This is a genomic window from Brevibacterium jeotgali, assembly GCF_900169175.1.
GTDB lineage: Bacteria > Actinomycetota > Actinomycetes > Actinomycetales > Brevibacteriaceae > Brevibacterium > Brevibacterium jeotgali.
Genome location: NZ_FXZM01000013.1, coordinates 11808 through 29383 on the forward strand (window position 1 = coordinate 11808; position 17576 = coordinate 29383).

Here is a 17576-nt window from a genome sequence, read left to right on the forward strand (position 1 = left end):
GTGGTGACATGGTCCCTGCTTCCTACGTGACGTGGACTATCCGATGATGAGGCGTTCTGGAGGGTATTCATACAGTTCGCGGCGCTGACGCACAGCGAGCGCTGATGCGAGGACGATCGGTCCGACGCGTCCCGTGAGCATGAGGGCCGACAGGACGTACTTGCCGAACGCGTCGACCTCCGCAGAGATCCCGACGGACAGCCCGCAGGTCGCGAAGGCGGAGATCACCTCGAACAGGATCCGGTCGAGTGCCGCATCGCTGACGATCGTCAGCAGAGCCGATGCGACGAACACGAGCGTGGCTCCCAGGAACACGACGCTGATGGCCAGCCGAAGCGTCCCGTCGGGGAGCCTGCGGCCCAGGGCATTCGTGTTCCGCGTGCCCCTCGCTTCGGCAACGATCGCCAGGAAGAGCACGGCGAGGGTGGTGACCTTGATGCCGCCGGCGGTCGATCCGGACCCGCCGCCGACGAACATGAGGGCATCGCTGAGCAGCATCGTGGTCGTCGTCGACGCCTCCGGGTCGACGACCGCGAAGCCGCCCGAACGCATCATCGCGGAGGAGAAGACCGCGACCCCCAGCTTCCGCCACCATGGTTCGCCGGCCACGGTGTCCGGATTGGCCCATTCGAAGGCGGCCCACGCGATCGCACCCGCGACCAGCAGCACCGTGGTCGTGATGAGGGTGAGCTTGGTGTGCAGCGTCCACTTGTGCCGCGTCCACCGCGCTCGGATCAGGTTGAGGAAGACGGGGAACCCGAAGCTCCCGACGAACACCCCGATCGCGATCGGGGCGAGGACGAACGGGTTGTCCTCGAACATGGCGAGCCCACCGGAGTGGACGGTGAACCCGGCATTGCCGAACGCGGACACCGCATAGAAGATCCCGTACCAGGAGCCCCACACGACGGACTCCTCGACACTGATGAATGCGGGCACGAGGAACGCCGCGAGGCACACCTCGAACAGCAGCGTCGTCACCACGACGACCCGGAGCAGCCGCCCCACGCTGCCCATGTCGTCAGCCCCGATGCTCTCCTTCGCGAAGACGCGACCGGAGATCCCCAGCCGCCGGGTGACCGTCATCGCCAGCAGCAGAGCAATCGTGACCACACCCAGCGCCCCCGTCTGGATCGCGGCGAGGATGACCACGTGACCGAACATCGACCAGTGCTCCGCGGTGTCGACCGTCGTCAGCCCGGTCACCGTGACCGCTGAGACTGCCGTGAACCACGCGTCCTCCAGAGGTGTGGCGGTACCGTCCGCCGCTGCGGACGGCATCATGAGGAGGGCGGTGAAGACGAGCGTCGCGGCGGCGAAGGCGACCGCAGCGGCTCGCGCAGGCCTGTGACCCACGGAGTACCGTGCCCGATTGCGCAGCCGCACGGCGCGATCACGCAGGGCATTCACCGCATCGCTGCGGATATCCGAGCTCATCTGTTCCTCTTCCGACCCGTCCGTGCCTGTTCCGAACCGTCCGTGCTGCCCCGGGACGCCACGGAGCACACCCGCGGGACTCGCTGGATGCTACTCCCCTTTCCGCGTTCGTGCCTGCATACGGAGGGCGGACCCTCCGTGGGGGTGTCACGCGCGGGGAAGGGAGCCCCTCTGCCACGCTCTGTGGCAGTCGATGAGCTCAGCCGTGATCGGTGAGAAGACTCTTCCACCGGGGCCCTGGAAGCTGCGGATCCCATAGCCGTTGTACACGGCCCTGCGCGGATCGGTCGCCAGGCACACGATCCGCTCCCCCGTGGTGAGCACGAGGACGCTCGCGCCGGTGCGGTACCCGGACTGCTGGACTTCCACGCGGTTGAGCTCGTCCCAGCGAACGTGGCGGGTCGTCCGGAGGAACTGCCGCAGCTCGATCCCACGATCCGTCACCAGGATGCTGGTGCGCACAGCGCCGATGACCAGCAGCGCCACGGCCGCATACACCGCCGCGAAGAGCGCGAGGAGGCCGATCCCCACAGCGACGGTGGCCCGTGACTCCCCCGCTGCGATGAGCACGAGGGGAAACCCGAGGAAGAAACCTCCGGCGATAGCCGTCGCCACGGCCGGGACCAGGAGCAGAAGGCGCGTGCGCGGGTAGGCGAGCAGGATCCGGGAGGGACCCCAGACCTCGGCGAGCTTCGCCGCCCGCTTCTGCGCCCATCGCGGCAGCGGGCGCCCAGACTGCGGCTGCGGAGGCTGCGGAGCGGTGTGGCCGTTCACCGATTCAGGAATGACCGGAGGATCGCCGCGAATTCTTCGGGCTTCTCCGAATGCACCCAGTGGCCGGCGCCCTTCACCGTGATCTGGCGGACCTTCGGGAACAGCTCCCGCATGACGGGCTCAGCCGCCTCCGTGATGTATCCGGACTCCGAGCCGCCCACCCACAGGGTCGATCCCGTGAACTCCCGGCCGCTCATGTCCGGGAAGCCGCCGATCGTCGGCAGGGATTCGTACAGCAGGTCCAGGTTCGGCTGCCAGGAGTATCCGCTGTCGGTGGACCGCAGGTTCTGCAGGAGGAAGCCGCGCGTGCCCCTGCTGGGGATCGGGTCCTGCAGCGCCTCGTCCGCATCCGTGCGCGATGCGAGCGCGCCCAGGTCCAGCGCCGCCAGTGATCCGAGCAGGTGCTCGAACTCGCCGCCGTTGTCGGAGCCGACCGGCGAGATGTCGACGATCACCAGTCGGTCGATGAGGTCGGGGTGGCGAAGCGCCAGCACCATCGCCGTCTTCCCACCCATGGAATGACCGATGAGGTCGACCGGTCCGTCCGCTGCGGCGCCGGATCGCAGGGAGTCCGCGACGGCATCTGCCATGTCGACGTAGGAGAAGTCCTCCGTCCAGGGGGATTCGCCGTGATTCGGCAGGTCCACGAGTGTGCTCGTGTGGGTCTCCCCGATGGCCTTCGCCGCGGTCGTGAAGTTCCTGCCGCGACCGAAGAGACCGTGGAGGAAGACGGCCCGGTCCGGCCCCTCCCCCACGGTCTTCGTCGCCAGTGCGTCGCTGTTCTGTGTGCTCACATCATCACTGTCGCACACTGCATGCCGGCGGTCAGTCGGCGACCGTCAGCTGATCGCCTGCGCGATCGGGGTGTCACCGTCGAAGAAGTTCACTGTCTGACGCATTCCTGCATCCTTCTCCAGCACGTGGGCGATGACGACGGCGACGTTGTCGCGGCTGGTGACCGCGGCCTCGGCATCCAGACCGTCGACCCGCCCGTCCTTGTCCGCCACGACGATCTTCTCCGAGGCTGGCTCGAGCGTGAGCTTGCCGGGCCCCAGGATCGTGTAGTCCAGCTTCGTCGAGCGCAGGTATTCGTCCGCATCGTGCTTCGCCTTGGCATAGGCGAAGAAGGGATTCTCCGGATCGACCGTGTCCACTGCCACGAGCGCGCTGGAGAAGGAGACCATGACGAATCGCGACACGCCTGCCTTCTGCGCAGCATCCATGGCGCGCACCGCAGCCTTATGGTCCACTGCCTCCGTGCGCGCGGGGTTTCCTCCACCGGCACCCGCGGAGAACACGACGGCGTCTGCTCCGTCGAAGGCCTGCGCGAGCTCGTCGACGCCCGCGTCCTCGATATCGAGGACGACGGGCCTCGCCCCCGCAGCCGTGATCTCGTCCGACTGCCCGGAATCGCGGATGAGTCCGTCGACGTCGTATCCCGCGTCGACCAGGCGGGGTGCGGCCAACAGCGCGATCTTGCCGTGCGCTCCGATGATGACGGCCTTCTTGTCAGCCATGTCGCTGCCTCCTTCGTCAGGGGTGCTGCCGAGTCCCGGTCGCCTCCTCGTCTGGAGTGAGGTGCCGGGCGTCCTCCTGCGTCAACGCACGTCAGCGGCGGGTATTCCTCTGCGCCGGACCAGGACGACGGAATCGTCGAGGTGGGCGTGCGCACCATCCGGCGCCTGGACGTCACGCGTGCGGATCCCTGCCGTGAGGGTCTCCCACTCGTGGGGATCGAGTGCGAGCGCGCTCAGTTCGTCCTCGGGCGAGGGGAACTCTGCGGGGCCGGAGTGGTGATCAGCGTGGTGGTCGGTGGTGTGGTGGTCGGTGGTGTCACCGGCGTGCTCTGTGTGCTCCGCGGTCCAGGGCGGCGGTGCCGCGTGCGAGGTGATCAGCAGGTGGCCGCCGGCCACGACGAGGTCCGCTGCTGCGCGGAGGACCTGCTGCCGGTCGAGCGCGACCGGGGACTGGAAGAAGCTCGCGGTCACCAGGTCGAAGGGACCCGTGAGCGATGCGTTCCGATCGCGGTCGGCGAGTGTGGTGAGGTCCGCACGGACGAAGGCGGCACGGTCTTCGCCCAGGTCTGCGGCCTCGGCGGCTGCGCGCGCCCGAACGATCGCTGCCTGCGAGATGTCGACCCCGACGGCCCGCCACCCGCGCTGTGCGAGCCAGAGGACGTCAGCACCCTCACCGCAGCCCAGGTCCAGGACGCTGCCGGGGATGATGTGCTCGACTGCGTCGGCGAGTGCCGCGTTCACGTTGCCGGACCACACCTGTTCGTCGCCGTAGTGGGATTCCCAGAACGCGGCGGGGTCCTGGGGTGTATCGGCCTGTGGCGCGTGGTCGTGGTTGTGCTTGGCATCGGTGCTCATTCCCCCACACTAATCGCGAAGCAGCCGCAGACGGCGACGAAGCTCGAAGAGACCTCGATGACACTGGAACGCTGGTCCGAGCCCCATCATCTGAAGGGCTGGATAGTCGAGCATCCAGAGGTGCTCGACCCATCCCTGAAGATCATCACCACACAGTTCTCCCAGTGGGAGTCCGATGATGCACGTGCCAGGGACCGGCTCGGCGTCTGCGACCAGGCCCGAGCGAGCGAACAGCAGAGGTGAAAGAGCAGCTCTCAGCCAACCGCCGACGAGCCAGATCTGTGGCTCTCATTCACGAGGCCGGCGCAATTCCCGATTCTGCCCGCATCACGTTGAACCTCGAATCACGCGTGCGGCCCGACATAGCGGAGCAGGTGTTCGCCTGGCTCGACGCAGACCCCCGACGGCTCGACGTCCAGTGGCGGAGCCACCCGTCTAAACCCCTGGTCTGGGCAGCGGACGAGGACCCCCAGAGGCAGTGGTCACCCACGAAGCTCCGCAATGAGATCTTCGAGCGGGCCGTCGGCGAACCGGGGGCCTTCTCCGCGGCTGATGCGTGGCAGTACGACGGGCGCAGCCTGTACTGGGTTGCCCAGGACTACGTGGAGTAGAGGATCACTGCTCCTTCTCTATGCAAGGACACCTGTTCGCTACGGTGTGGGCGTGACTCCACGACGCCCCTCGCCGCTCCGCGGCCGGAAGCCCACGAAGGACGACCTCGCACAGGTGGACACCGCTGCTCCGGACGGGGTCGATGACGTCCTCCCCCACGATCCGGCAGAACGGCTGCGACTCCTCATCGTCGGCGTGAACCCGGGCCTCTGGACGGCTGCGGTGAACGCGCCGTTCGCCCGTCCGGGCAACCGCTTCTGGCCGTCGCTGCACCGCGCCGGTCTCACCGACCACCAGATCGATGCCTCGCTTGGCCTGACTGACGACGACGAGCAGCATCTGCTGTCACGCGGCATCGGCATCACCAACCTCACGGGACGCCCCACCGTGCGCGCGGATCAGCTCAGCCGGACGGAGCTGCGCGAGGCCGGCCGCCGGCTGGTCGAGCGTGCGGAGATCCTGCGGCCCGGCGCCGTCGCGGTCGCCGGCATCACCGCATTCCGCACGGCGTTCACGCTGCCGAAGGCGGTTCTGGGCCCGCAGGACCCGGACGACGTGCCCGGCTGGCCGGACGGCGTCCCCCTGTGGGTCGTCCCCCAGCCCAGCGGACTCAACGCGCATGAGAACATCGACACCCTCGCTGCGAAGTGGCGTGCGGTGTGGGAGAACGCGGGACCCTGAAGCGCTCTCAGCCCAGTCTGGTCCGGAGGATCCCCAGGAACTCGTCAGCGCGCTCGACCTGGCGGGCGAGCTTCTCCCGCCTGATGCGAGCGTCCTCCAGCAGCGCCTCGAGCGTGCCCCGCGCATCGCTGCGCTGCTGTGTCGGAGCATCGCTCTCCACGATGTCGAGCAGTGCGAGGAGCTCACCCATCTCAGCCGTCGAATAGTTGAGCGCCTTCATGCGCCGAATGGTCATCAGACGGCGGAAGTCGTCATCCGTGTAGACGCGGAATCCGCCCTCGGTCCGGCCCGTGGCGGGGATCAGCCCGATGTCCTCGTAGTGCCGCAGGGTCCGCGACGACAGACCGGACTTCTCCGCCATTTCGCCGATGTGCACGCACAGCTCCGTCCCGCAGGTTCTCCAGTGAATGGGGGCTCCAGTGCCGTTGGCCCGCAGCCGCCCAGGTTTGCAACGACTCTAACGCAGCGTTAATGTCGGCACTGAACCCTGACACTCCGTGAAGGATCGTGTCGGGCCGCCCCTCTCTTCTCGCCCCCAGGAGTCACTGTGTCCACGGCCCTGCCGTCCACCGCCGAACCCGCGCCGCCATCGCCCGATGAGCGCCAGTCCGTTCGCCTCACCCTGAAGCGCCCCGCCTGGCTCAAGACGGAGATCCTCGGCGGCCTCGTCGTCGCGCTCGCGCTGATCCCCGAAGCGATCGCCTTCTCCGTCATCGCGGGCGTCGACCCCCGCATGGGACTGTTCGCCTCCTTCACGATGGCCGTGACCACCGCGATCCTCGGCGGCCGGCCGGCGATGATCTCCGCCGCCACCGGCGCGGTCGCACTCGTCATCGCCCCCCTCGTGGCGTCGCACGGAACGGACTACTTCATCGTCGCGGTCATCCTCGCCGGCGTCTTCCAGGTCGTCCTGGCGCTCGTCGGCGCCGCGCGCCTCATGCGCTTCATCCCCCGGCAGGTGATGGTGGGCTTCGTCAACGCCCTCGCCATCCTGATCTTCATGTCCCAGGTGCCGGAACTGATCGGGGTGCCGTGGCTGGTCTACCCGCTGTGCCTGCTGGGACTCCTCATCGTGTTCCTGCTGCCGAAGGTCACCTCCGTGGTCCCCGCACCGCTGGTCGCGATCGTCGTGCTGACTCTGCTCGTCGTGGCGTTCGCGTGGGACGTGCCGAACGTCGGCGACAAGGGCGAACTGCCGGAGTCGCTGCCCTCGCTCTTCCTCCCCGCTGTGCCGCTGCACCTGGAGACGCTGCGGATCATCGCACCGTACGCGCTGGCGATGGCAGTCGTCGGGCTCCTCGAATCACTCATGACCGCGAAGCTGGTCGATGACGTGACCGACACGCACTCGAACAAGACCCGCGAATCATGGGCGCAGGGAGTCGCCAACATCGTGACGGGCCTCTTCGGCGGCATGGGCGGCTGCGCCATGATCGGCCAGACCATGATCAACGTGAAGGCCTCCGGAGCCCGCACCCGCATCTCCACCTTCTGCGCCGGCGTCTTCCTGCTGATCCTCGTCGTCGCCCTGGGCGACATCGTCGCGCTCATCCCGATGGCCGCCCTGGTGGCGATCATGCTCTTCGTGTCCTGGGCGACGTTCGACTGGCACTCCATCCGCCCCAGCACACTGGGACGGATGCCGAAATCGGAGACCACGGTCATGCTCGTGACCGTCGTCGCGACCGTGTGGACGCACAACCTGGCGATCGGCGTGGCGCTGGGCGTGCTCGTCGCGATGGTGGCGTTCGCCAATCGCGTGGCGCACTTCGTCCGCGTCGACCGCCGCCTCGTCGAGGAGGACGGTCGCCCCACTGCGCGCTACACCGTCGAGGGCGAGCTGTTCTTCGCCTCGTCCAACGACCTCTACACGATGTTCCACTACGCGGAGGACCCCGACCGCGTCGTCATCGACATGGATCGGTCCCACCTGTGGGATGCCTCGACCATCGCAGCCCTCGATTCGGTGACGGACAAGTACGACAGCTACGGCAAGCACGTCGACGTCGTCGGCCTCAACGACGCCAGCCGCCGCATGCGCGTCCGACTCGGAGGCCTCGCCAGAACCGGCGAGTGACATCGGGCCCATCGCCGAGGCCGCGGCCGGGCCCGTGCGTGGCCCGGGACTGGTCCCGGGAACGGTCCCGGGCTCGGGATCAGCCCAGCAGCCGGTTCTCGTAGGCGCGCCGCGCGACGACCACCCCACCGGTCAGCAGCAGAGCGACGGCTGCCGTGACCGCGAACAGGGCCATCCACCGCTGGGCGTCGGCCACCGCACCGCCCGCGGAGGCCCCCACCGCGCTGCCTGCGAACAGGCACCCCGCGAACAGCGCCACCACAGTCCCCCGCGCCTGCGGAAGGACCCCGGTCACCCACGTCTGCAGCGAGGAGTGCAGGAACGACCAGGTCACTCCCAGCAGCAGTGCGGTGACGACCACCGTCGCGATCGACACGTGCACGGCCAGCAGTGCGTATCCGGCCGCGGCGGCGACCCCGCCGATGGCCATGAGACCCGGCATGGGCAGGTGCCGTGAGACGGGCCGGACCATTCGGCTGGTCACGACGACCGCCAGGCCGTAGGCGGCGGTCGCCAGCCCCGCCCCCACTGCGCCGATACCCTGCGACTGCAGGGCCGGGGCCAGCAGCGTGAGAACCCCCAGCACGACGGCGCCCTCGACGAAGGCCAGCCCGACCACCACGAGCACCCACCGGTTCCGCACAGCACTCCGGACGGTCGCCACGAGCCCCGCCTGCGCCTCGCGCGGTGGTTCGTACAGGCGACCCAGCCCGATCGCGCAGCCGATGGCCAGCACGGCCGGGACTGCGAACACCCACCGCCAGTGCGCGAGTTCGCCGAGCATCCCGGCGAGCGCGGTGGCAAGCGCGGTGCCGACGGCGATCGCGGCCATGAGATCGGCCAGCGCCGGCTGTCGGTGGGCCTCGTCCACCGTGTCGCCCACATAGGTCAGCGACGCCGGGACCACTGCTCCGAAGAACGCTCCGGCGAACGAGCGGGCGATCACCAGCGTCGCGAGGTCGGGGGCGAGCGCGGAGACCACCCCGGCGGCCGCCGCCGCGAAGAGCGTCGCGCGCATGAGGCGGATACGACCGAAGCGGTCGGAGAGGACGCCCCACACGGGCTGGCTGAGGCCGTAGGCGAGGAAGTAGGCGCTCGCGATCGTGAGGCTCTCCGCCAGAGTGGCGCCCAGATCGACTGCGACGAGGACCAGCAGAGGACTGATCGCGAAGCGGTCGAGGCTGCTGACGAAGGCGGCGGCGGAGACGGACGCCGGCGGACGGGTGGGGCCCTGCGGGGCGTCAGCAGGAAGGTCGGCAGAGCTCACGAGGCCTCACTGTACGCGGGCCGGAGTCACAGGGACCGGTCCGATGCGGTGAGCCCGCGGATGATCCGGGGCAGGCCGGCGCGGAACGTCGCATCAGCATCGAAGGCGTCTGCGGATCGGGTGTCCCCCAGCGTCGCGAGCCACGGATGCCTCGTCGTCGCCCCGGTGCGGTCGAGCGCGCGGAACTGGTCGAGCCACCAGGCGCGATAGCTGGTCTCCGTCCTGCCGGTCTCCTGCTCCTCTGCGACGACCAGCGTCGCCATCCCCTGAATGTACGCGCTCAGGGCGAGGTACCGGCCGAACGCCTCCTCACGGACGATCCCCAGCTCCGTGAAGGCCGCGATGACCGCCTCCGCCTGCGCCAGCACGGCCGGGACGAGCGGCGGTCGGGTCGTCGTCATCACCTCGACCAGCCACGGGTGCGCGCGATACGCCTGCCATTCTGCGAGGGCCAACCGTGCCAGCACGTCGACGAGCGCCTCGCCGTCGGCGCGGCCGCTCGCATCCGCCGGCCCGCCGAAGACACGCTGCACCATGAGTGCGACGAGGCGGTCCCGGCTGCCGAGGTCGCGCTGCAGCGTCACCAGTGCCTGCCCCCGGCGGTGGGCGAGACTGCGCAGCGTGAGCGCGTGGATCCCCTGGTCGTCCGCCAGGCCGATGGCATCGTCGACGAGGGACTCCTCCCCTGCCGCTGCCGAGGTCCCGGTCCGGACCGCGCTCAGCCGGCCCTCATCACGGCGGCGCCGATAGGCCCGCGCCTGGCAGGAGCGCGAGCAGTACGTCCGCGGCCGGCCCGTGCGCCCACGGTCCACGCCCTCCCCACACATGGGACACACCATCTCCCGGCCTTTCGTCACAGACTCCGTGTGATGCAACCACTGTAGGCCGTCGCCCCGCGACCGGGATGCTGATCATGCACAGAGTCCGCGTACTCCCCCACCCCGACGAAGGAGACCCGCATGCACACGCCCCGCTTCACCACCCGCACGGCCGGCCCGGACGACCTCGCGATCGTCCTGGAACTCAGCCTCGAGGCGTTCGTCGATGAGGCGGTCCTCGCCTGGGCCATGCCGGACCCCGCAGACCGCGAGGCGCACATGCGCAAGTCATTCAGTGCGTCACTCGCGGCGGCCATCGGGATCGGAGCGGTGCTCCTCGCGTTCGACCGCGACGGAACGGCCGTGGCCGTGTCGATCTGGGTTCCCCGCGACGGGGCCGGCCAAGAAGCGGGCGCCGAAGAGGAGGCAGGGGCGGACGAATGGACGGACGATCCGGTGCAGCGGCGGTTGGCGATCGTCGAGGCCGCGACGGAGGCGCGGGTGCCGGACCAGGCGCACCTGCACCTCTCCGCGATGGCGACGCGGCCGCAGAGCCGCGGGCTGGGAGCGGGCACGGTGCTGCTCGACGCCGGACTGGATCACGCACGCTCCCGCGGCCTGCCCCTCTATCTGGAGGCGTCCGACGACGACAACCGCAGGCTCTACGCTCGGCGAGGATTCCGGGACCTCGGCGACGGGATCGTCCTGCCGGAGCAGGGCCCGGTGCTGCAGCCGATGTGGCGCGAGCACGACGGCGTGCGATGAGCCGCGCTGGCCGCGGGTGAGGCGGTGCCAGCCGCGGGTGAGGCGGTGCTGGCCGCGGCAACGGCCGCGCCGGCCGTGCTCACGCCGGGTCGTCGCCGGTCTCGCGAGGAACGATGTGCTCGAGGAGGTCGTTGACGGTCACCACTCCGGCGAGCCGGTGGCCGTCCATCACCACTGCGAGCTGCCTGCCCTCCCGCCTCATCGTGGTGAGAGCGTCGTGGAGGCGGACATCGGTGCCGAAGACCGGGCCGCCGTGGGCGAAGTCCTCGGCCGGGGCCTCGGGATCGACCAGCAGGGTGTCGCGGACGTGGACGACGACGGGTACGGAACCGTCCTCCGTCTCCACGAGGACGCGCAGGTGGCCGGTCCGCTGCACGGCCTCCTGCACGTCCCGCACAGTGGCGCCGGCCGGCACACCGGTGGGCGCGCTGCGGCCGGCCAGGATGTCGTCGAGCACCAGCGATTCGAACGACAGGGCGTGCGTCATCGGCCCGTGGATCGACCGATCGAGCGTGCCGGAGCGGGCGGACAGCTCCACCAGCTGACGGATCGTGTCCGCATCGCGACCGCCGATCGCCGCCCGCTCCACGGGTTCGACCCCGCTGGCGGCCACGAGGCGGTTGGCCATCCCGTTGACCCATACGAGCAGCGGGCGCAGGGACGCGACGAGCACTCCGGCCGGGACGCCGACGGCCTTCGCCGCGACCTCCGGATGGGCGATCGCCCACGACTTCGGCGCCATCTCCCCGACCACCAGGTGCAGGAACGTGACGAAGAGGAGGGACACGACGAAGGAGCTCACGTCCGCGATGCCCAGCGGCAGACCGATGGCCTCCAGCGCCGGGGTGAGCATGGCGTCGACCGCCGGCTTCGTCACCGCACCCAGTGCGAACGTGCAGGCGGTGATCCCGAACTGCGCGGCGGCGAGCATCATCGTCAGCTCGTTCATCCCGCGCAGCGCGGCCCGTGCCGTCCGGCTGGTCGCCGCGTCCTCCTCGAGACGGTGACGGCGGGCGCCCAGCAGGGCGAACTCGATGACGACGAAGAACGCGCTCAGCACGATGAGGCCGATGGTGGCGACCGCCACGATCCACGGGTTGGTCATCGGTCGTCACCCCCGTCCTCGTGCAGCTCCACGACCGTCTCCGACGGGACATGACTCTCGAGTCGGGCGACTTCGACGGTGAGGAACCGCCGCGGGGGCTCGTCCTCCGCCAGCTCGGCCCCTTCGGGGTCGAGGTCGACACGGACCGAGTCCCCCGGCTCCGGAAGGTCGCCCAGCTCAGCGATGACCAGTCCGGCGACCGTCTCATAGTCCCCGCGCGGAAGGCTGTGTCCGATGGCGCGCTCGACTTCATCCACGTGCACGTCGCCGGCCACGTTCCACACACCGTCCTCGACGTGCTCGATCAGAGGCGTCGGTTCATCGTCGTGCTCGTCGGTCAGTTCGCCGGCGACCTCCTCGGCGAGGTCCTCGGCGGTGAGGATGCCGTCGAAGGATCCGTGCTCGTCGACCACGCAGACCAGTTCCTCGCCGATCGTGCGCAGTCGTTCCAGTGCGGTCGGCAGCGGCATGAGGCCGGGGAGCACCGTGACGTCCCGCATGAGGTCCGCAGCGGTGCGCGAGGAGTCGGCGGCCAACGGGAGGACGTCGATGAGGTGGATGAGGCCCACCAGCTGCTCCTCCTGGACCACGGGGTACCGGGTGTGGGCTCCTGCCATGCGGCGGCGGACCTCGGCGACAGGGGTGTCCGCCTGGACGACGTCCACGCGATTGCGCGGGATCATGGCGTGCTCGACGGTCCGGTGCGGGAAGTCGAGGATGCGGTCGAGGATGAGTGACATGTCCGCCGACAGATCGCCGCTGGACCGGGAGTCGCTCACGATGTGCTCCAGGTCCTGGGCGGTCGCGCTCTGGTCGATGTCCTCGATGGGCTCGATCCGCAGCAGTCTCAGCAGTAGGTTCGACGACCGGTCGAAGAAGGTGACGAGCCAGCCGAACAGGATCAGGTAGACGCGGGTGGGAGCGGCGAGGGCCTTGGCGAGGGGTTCCGGGTTCGCGATCGCGAGGTTCTTCGGATACAGCTCGCCGAAGAGCATCTGCACGATCGTCGACAGACCCAGTGCCAGCACGGTGCCGACGGAGATGCTGACCGCCGGGGGGATGCCGATGCCGTCGAAGAGCGCACCGAGCGCTTCGCCCACGAGCGGCTCTGCGACATAGCCGACGAGCAGGCCGGTCACCGTGATCCCGAGCTGCGCGCCGGACAGCATGAACGACGTGCGCTCCGTGATCCGCAGGGCGCTGCGCGCAGCGGAGTCGCCGGCATCCGCACTGGCCCGCAGCCGTACACGGTCCACCGACATGTAGGCGAACTCCTGGGCGACGAAGAAGCCGTTGGCCGCGATGATGGCGAGGATGACCAGGATCCCCACCAGCAGGAGGAGCAGGGCGGTCAGCACGAGTGCCGCTCACCTGCTCGAGATGGGGGTTCGTCGCTCACTGCGATGCGCTGTCCTTCCGCGGTCGTCGACCCTTTTGAGGCAAGTACGTTGTGAGGCAAGTATACGAGGACCGTCGTGCCCACCAGTAGGCGCCGCCTTCGTCACTTCACCTCCATGCGCACTCCTCACAGTCGACGGCGCGACTGCACAGCGTAGTTCCGACCCACCGTCATCTGGTGCGCGGCGGTGAGGAGTGTCGCCAGTACCAGGATGCCCAGGCCGCTCACGAGTGCGGCTCGCAGCCCGAACAGCGCCAGCAGGCCGCTCACACCCATGACTCCCAGCGCATTCGCGGTGCGCAGATGCGCGAACAGCTCTGCGCGCCTGTCCGCAGGCGCCAGGCGGTCCACTGCGAGTGAGTAGAACGTGCCCAGCATCGGCAGGAAGATGCCCACGACGAAGGCTCCTGCCAGCGTGACGCTCAGATGCGCGTCGAAGAGCGCCACACCCATTCCGGCCGAGGACGCGGCCAGGAAGCCTGCGACCCACCACACGCTGGGCGTGCGATTGCGCACGCTCACCCAGACGCCGCCCAGGACGGATCCGATGCACAGCGCCAGCGCGAAGATGAACGCCCACCCGGGATCGAGGCCGAAGGACAGTGCGAAGGCAACGGCGCCGACCTCGATCGCGGCGACAGAGGCTCCCGTCGCCAGCGAGCAGGTCAGCCAGAGGAGCACCGTCCCCGGCAGGCGCGAGGACGAACGGCGCTCTGTCTTGTCCACGCGCACGCCGTGTGCGTCCGGGATGCTCGGCATGAGGACCAGGGGGCCGATGCCGAGCACCGTGATCGCGATCATCGCCCAGACCGGCGAGACAGCACCGAGCACAGATGCGAGCACGGGCGACAGTGCGAAGGACACCTCGTTCAGGGTCGCGGCGACGCCCAGTGCCCGCGGGAGCTTGCCGGGTTCCACGATGTGATTGAGCAGGGTCCGCTGGAAGCCGTACGCGGCACCGTTGACCAGCCCTGCTGCGACGACGGCCACCATGAGGCTCGCGAAGGGAGCGGACACTGCCGCCAGCACCGTGACGAGGGCGAGCGCGAGCGTCCGCACTGCGATGAGAGCGCGCAGGTAGTGCACCGCGTTGAAGCGGGCGCCCAGGCGTGAGACCGGCACGGAGCCGATCACCTGCGCGGCGGTCATCGCGAAGACCAGGCCGGCTCCGGCCTCGGCGGAACCCGTCAGGGGCAGCGCGATGAGGGCGAACGCGATCGGGGCGGCCGCCTGCGGCACTCCGAACGATCCGTATCCGATCTGCCAGCGGAGCACATGCCAGCGCGAGTGCGTGGCACGTCCGCGCGGCGGCGGTCCGCTCGGCGGCGTCACGGCGGCATCGTCCCCCTGCCCCGGACCTTCACCTGCTGCGCTCACAGCGGATAGTCCATCACGTTTCCCGCTCATGGGTCCGGAAGCCGAAGTTGAGATCATCTTCAAATCCGACGGATTTCACAGTAGTGTGATGCCATCGGTCGGCGCACGTCCGGGTCTGTGACGCGACACCGCAAGGAAGCGGTGGAGGGGCAGGCGAGGACGACGACGCCTTGGGAACTCAAAGAGGAGTGAACATGACATCGGCCCGGAAACATCGACTCTCCGCAGCCGTCGCGGTCGCGGCCACGACGAGTCTGCTGATCAGCGGATGCGCGGGAGGCGCAGGCTCCGCAGACGAGGGAGGCTCTGGCGAAGGATACGAGTTCGGAGCGCCGCAGGAGGAGGTCGATGCGGCGATCGCGGACCTCGACCCCGTGGAGATCACCTATCAGGCGGGCGCGCAGTCTCCCAACTCCGTCTCCGCGATGAACGGCAATCAGTTCAAGGAGTACGTCGAGGAGCGATCCGGCGGGAAGGTCACGGTCGACGTGGTGTGGGGCCAGGCGATCGCCGGCTACGCGGAGATCGTCGATGCGCTGGGAGACGGTCGGATCGACGTATCCTATGCCCTGCCGATCTATGAGCCCGCGAAGTTCCCGGAATTCGATGCGCTCACGACGGCGACCGCGGGTATGCCGAATTCGCCGGTGCTCGGCGAGATGATCGGCAACGCCGCGGTCATGGACAATGCGTGGAACTCGGAGGAGCTGCTCGGCACCTACGAGGAGCTCGGCCTGACACCACTCACACCCATGATCAGCACGGGCTCGTACGTCTCTGTGTGCGGCGACGACGGGACCACGCTGGACGACTACCAGGGTCGCCAGATCCGCGTGGCGAGTGTGGCGCACGAAGCCCAGGTGCAGGAGCTGGGCGGCTCGCCCGTCTCCATGGAGTACGTCGAGGTCTTCGAGGCACTGCAGCGCGGAACTGTCGACTGCACGTTCGCCCAGATGCTGCCGTCCGAGGAGACGGGGCTCCTCGAGGTGGCGAAGAACGTCTCGTACACCACTGCGGAGAACAGCCTCTCGGGTCGATCCGCCGGGGCGAACCTCGCCGGAGTGGGCTACCAGAACCTGCCGCTGGCGTATCAGCAGATCATCTTCGATTCGCAGATGTCAGGCTTCGCTGCGAGCAACGAGGTCATCTCGGAGGGCACTTCACGAGGCGTCCAGCAGCTGCTCGACGCCGGCGGTGAGATCACTCAGATGGAGGAGGAGACGGACGAGCGCATCGGACAGACGAATGATGAACTGCTCGCCGAGATCGAGGACAGCGGCGTCATCGGATCCGACGTGACGGGTCGGACGGACGAGGCGATCGATAAGTGGACTCAGGTCGCTGAGGAGCTCGGGATCACCGAGGAGGGCGACTTCGAGAACATGCCGGAGTGGTTCAACGCGGACGACTACGACTACGACGCATTCGCTGAAAGGGTGTTCGAGGAGACGGCTCTGCCGCACCGACCGAGCTGAGGCTCCCGGACAATCTCCGCCTGCAGACCACTGCGCCCCCGACTGCCGGGGGCGCACTGGTCTGTGGTCGCCTGGTCTGTGGCCGCCGGTGGATCGACGACTATTGAGGAATGAGCGTGACAGCAATCCAGGACCGCCGGCTCACAGTGGGCGCGATGTCTGCCGCCTCAGCAGTGGTGCTTCTCAGCGCCTGTGCAGGAGGCGCTGGCACGACCGCCGGCGAAGGAGGCGGCGGCGGAAGCGGCTTCGCATACGGATCCTCGCAGGAGGAGGTCGATGCAGTCCTCGCGGACCTCGATCCCGTGGAGATCACCTTCCAGGCGGGCGCGATGTCACCTGAGGCCATGTCCGCTCCGAACGGCCACCGCTTCCATGAGTACGTCGAGGAGCGCTCCGGCGGGAAGATCTCCGTCGACGTGGTCTGGGGCCAGTCCATCGCCGGCTACGGAGAGATCGACGACGCGCTGGCGGACGGACGCATCGACGTCTCCTACGCCCTGCCCATCTACCAGCCCGCCGAACACCCGGAGTTCAACGCACTCGCGACCGCCACTGCCGGGATGCCCAACTCCCCCGTGCTCGGCGAGATGATCGGCAATGCAGCCCTCGTCGACATGGCCTGGAACTCCGATGAGCTGCTCGCCACCTACGAAGAGCAGGGTCTCACGCCGCTGACCCCGATGATCAGCACGGGGACGTATCTGTCCGCATGCGGGGAGGAGGGGACCGCGCTGGAGGACTATGACGGTCGACAGATCCGCGTGGCGAGCGTCGCTCACGAGCAGCAGGTGCAGGAGCTGGGCGGCTCGCCGGTCTCCCTGGAGTACGTCGAGGTCTTCGAAGCGCTGCAGCGCGGGACCGTCGACTGCACGATCACCCAGCTGCCGACAGCGGAGGAGACGGGCCTGCTCGACGTCGCCACGCATGTGGCGTACACGACCGAGGAGAACAGCTTCTCCGGACGACCGGCCGGAGCGAACCTCGCGGGAGTCGGCTACCAGAACCTCCCTCTGGCCTACCAGCAGATCGTCTTCGACTCCCAGACGGGCGGCTTCGCCTCGAGCAACGAGGTCATCGCGCAAGGCAGCGCCCGGGCCATCGAACAGCTCATGGACGCCGGCGGCGAGATCGGGCCGATGGACGAGGATGCCGATGAGCGCATCGGTGCGACCAACGACGAACTGCTGACCGACGTCGAGGAGTCTGGACTCATCGGGTCGGACGTTCAGGGTCGTACTGCGGAGGCGGTGGACAAGTGGCGGCAGGTCGCCGAAGAGCTCGGGTACACCGAGGAGGGCGGCTTCGAGGACATGCACGAGTGGTTCGATGCGGACGACTACGACTTCGAACCGTTCGCTGAAAGACTGTTCGAAGAGGTCGCGGTGCCGCACCGGCCCAGATGAACAGCGCGCCTGGC

The 17576-nt window shown here is 68.7% G+C and carries 18 protein-coding genes; 7 read left to right on the forward strand and 11 right to left on the reverse strand.

Translation table 11 applies throughout. From position 1 onward, the window contains the following. Positions 1-36: 36 nt before the first annotated feature. From BJEO58_RS12365 to BJEO58_RS12385, 5 genes are all read right to left on the reverse strand, one after another. Entirely contained in the window at positions 37-1437 is a 1401-nt protein-coding gene (locus tag BJEO58_RS12365; RefSeq protein WP_101589782.1) for a TrkH family potassium uptake protein, read from the reverse strand. 147 nt (positions 1438-1584) lie between these two features. Continuing rightward, positions 1585-2211, reverse strand: coding sequence for a hypothetical protein (locus BJEO58_RS12370; protein ID WP_101589783.1), 627 nt, complete (start codon positions 2209-2211; stop codon positions 1585-1587). Continuing rightward, a complete protein-coding gene (locus tag BJEO58_RS12375) occupies positions 2208-3005 on the reverse strand; it encodes an alpha/beta fold hydrolase (protein WP_101589784.1) in 798 nt (265 codons plus the stop codon). Before BJEO58_RS12375 ends, BJEO58_RS12370 begins: the two co-directional genes overlap by 4 nt. 45 nt (positions 3006-3050) lie before the next feature. Further along, on the reverse strand, positions 3051-3728 hold the full coding sequence (locus BJEO58_RS12380) for an SDR family oxidoreductase (protein WP_101589785.1): 678 nt from the start codon (positions 3726-3728) through the stop codon (positions 3051-3053). An 81-nt stretch (positions 3729-3809) separates the two neighbouring features. After that, complete coding sequence (locus tag BJEO58_RS12385; RefSeq protein ID WP_101589786.1) at positions 3810-4583, reverse strand: class I SAM-dependent methyltransferase; 774 nt, start codon at positions 4581-4583, stop codon at positions 3810-3812. 57 nt (positions 4584-4640) lie between these two features. Between BJEO58_RS12385 and BJEO58_RS12390 the strand changes: the two genes are divergently transcribed. Genes BJEO58_RS12390 through BJEO58_RS12400 form a run of 3 tightly spaced genes read left to right on the forward strand, consistent with a single transcriptional unit; the run spans position 4641 to position 5876 of the window. After that, a complete protein-coding gene (locus BJEO58_RS12390) occupies positions 4641-4826 on the forward strand; it encodes a hypothetical protein (RefSeq protein ID WP_101589787.1) in 186 nt (61 codons plus the stop codon). A gap of 38 nt (positions 4827-4864) precedes the next feature. Further along, the gene (locus BJEO58_RS12395) at positions 4865-5194 is read left to right on the forward strand and encodes a hypothetical protein (RefSeq protein WP_101589788.1); all 330 of its coding nucleotides are present in this window, start codon (positions 4865-4867) and stop codon (positions 5192-5194) included. Between the two features lie 52 nt (positions 5195-5246). Next, positions 5247-5876 (forward strand): mismatch-specific DNA-glycosylase, encoded by a 630-nt coding sequence (locus BJEO58_RS12400; protein WP_246076044.1) that lies wholly within the window; start codon positions 5247-5249, stop codon positions 5874-5876. 7 nt (positions 5877-5883) lie between these two features. On the opposite strand, the gene BJEO58_RS12405 is transcribed toward BJEO58_RS12400, so the two are convergent. Then, a complete protein-coding gene (locus tag BJEO58_RS12405) occupies positions 5884-6252 on the reverse strand; it encodes a MerR family DNA-binding transcriptional regulator (RefSeq protein ID WP_101589790.1) in 369 nt (122 codons plus the stop codon). Positions 6253-6423: 171 nt separating this feature from the next. On the opposite strand from BJEO58_RS12405, the gene BJEO58_RS12410 reads away from it, so the two are divergent. Beyond that, complete coding sequence (locus BJEO58_RS12410) at positions 6424-7953, forward strand: SulP family inorganic anion transporter (protein WP_101589791.1); 1530 nt, start codon at positions 6424-6426, stop codon at positions 7951-7953. Positions 7954-8032: 79 nt separating this feature from the next. On the opposite strand, the gene BJEO58_RS12415 is transcribed toward BJEO58_RS12410, so the two are convergent. Together BJEO58_RS12415 and BJEO58_RS12420 are read right to left on the reverse strand one after the other, a co-directional pair. Beyond that, positions 8033-9220 carry an MFS transporter gene (locus BJEO58_RS12415; protein WP_101589792.1) on the reverse strand — a complete coding sequence of 396 codons (1188 nt, stop codon included), beginning with the start codon at positions 9218-9220 and terminating at the stop codon, positions 8033-8035. Between the two features lie 26 nt (positions 9221-9246). Beyond that, on the reverse strand, positions 9247-10047 hold the full coding sequence (locus BJEO58_RS12420; RefSeq protein WP_180951945.1) for a TetR/AcrR family transcriptional regulator C-terminal domain-containing protein: 801 nt from the start codon (positions 10045-10047) through the stop codon (positions 9247-9249). Between the two features lie 132 nt (positions 10048-10179). Here BJEO58_RS12420 and BJEO58_RS12425 point away from each other — a divergent pair, with 132 nt between their 5' ends. Continuing rightward, positions 10180-10803, forward strand: coding sequence for a GNAT family N-acetyltransferase (locus BJEO58_RS12425; RefSeq protein WP_101589794.1), 624 nt, complete (start codon positions 10180-10182; stop codon positions 10801-10803). A 79-nt stretch (positions 10804-10882) separates the two neighbouring features. On the opposite strand, the gene BJEO58_RS12430 is transcribed toward BJEO58_RS12425, so the two are convergent. From BJEO58_RS12430 to BJEO58_RS12440, 3 genes are all read right to left on the reverse strand, one after another. Then, a complete protein-coding gene (locus tag BJEO58_RS12430) occupies positions 10883-11908 on the reverse strand; it encodes a CNNM domain-containing protein (RefSeq protein ID WP_101589795.1) in 1026 nt (341 codons plus the stop codon). Beyond that, a complete protein-coding gene (locus BJEO58_RS12435) occupies positions 11905-13266 on the reverse strand; it encodes a hemolysin family protein (RefSeq protein ID WP_101589796.1) in 1362 nt (453 codons plus the stop codon). The genes BJEO58_RS12430 and BJEO58_RS12435 overlap by 4 nt, the downstream gene beginning before the upstream one ends. Positions 13267-13433: 167 nt before the next feature. Continuing rightward, positions 13434-14684, reverse strand: a complete 1251-nt coding sequence (locus tag BJEO58_RS12440) for an MFS transporter (protein ID WP_246076045.1) — start codon at positions 14682-14684, stop codon at positions 13434-13436. Between the two features lie 194 nt (positions 14685-14878). On the opposite strand from BJEO58_RS12440, the gene BJEO58_RS12445 reads away from it, so the two are divergent. Together BJEO58_RS12445 and BJEO58_RS12450 are read left to right on the forward strand one after the other, a co-directional pair. Then, a complete protein-coding gene (locus tag BJEO58_RS12445) occupies positions 14879-16159 on the forward strand; it encodes a TRAP transporter substrate-binding protein (protein ID WP_101589798.1) in 1281 nt (426 codons plus the stop codon). Positions 16160-16275: 116 nt separating this feature from the next. Then, positions 16276-17562, forward strand: a complete 1287-nt coding sequence (locus BJEO58_RS12450) for a TRAP transporter substrate-binding protein (protein WP_246076046.1) — start codon at positions 16276-16278, stop codon at positions 17560-17562. Positions 17563-17576 lie beyond the last annotated feature (14 nt).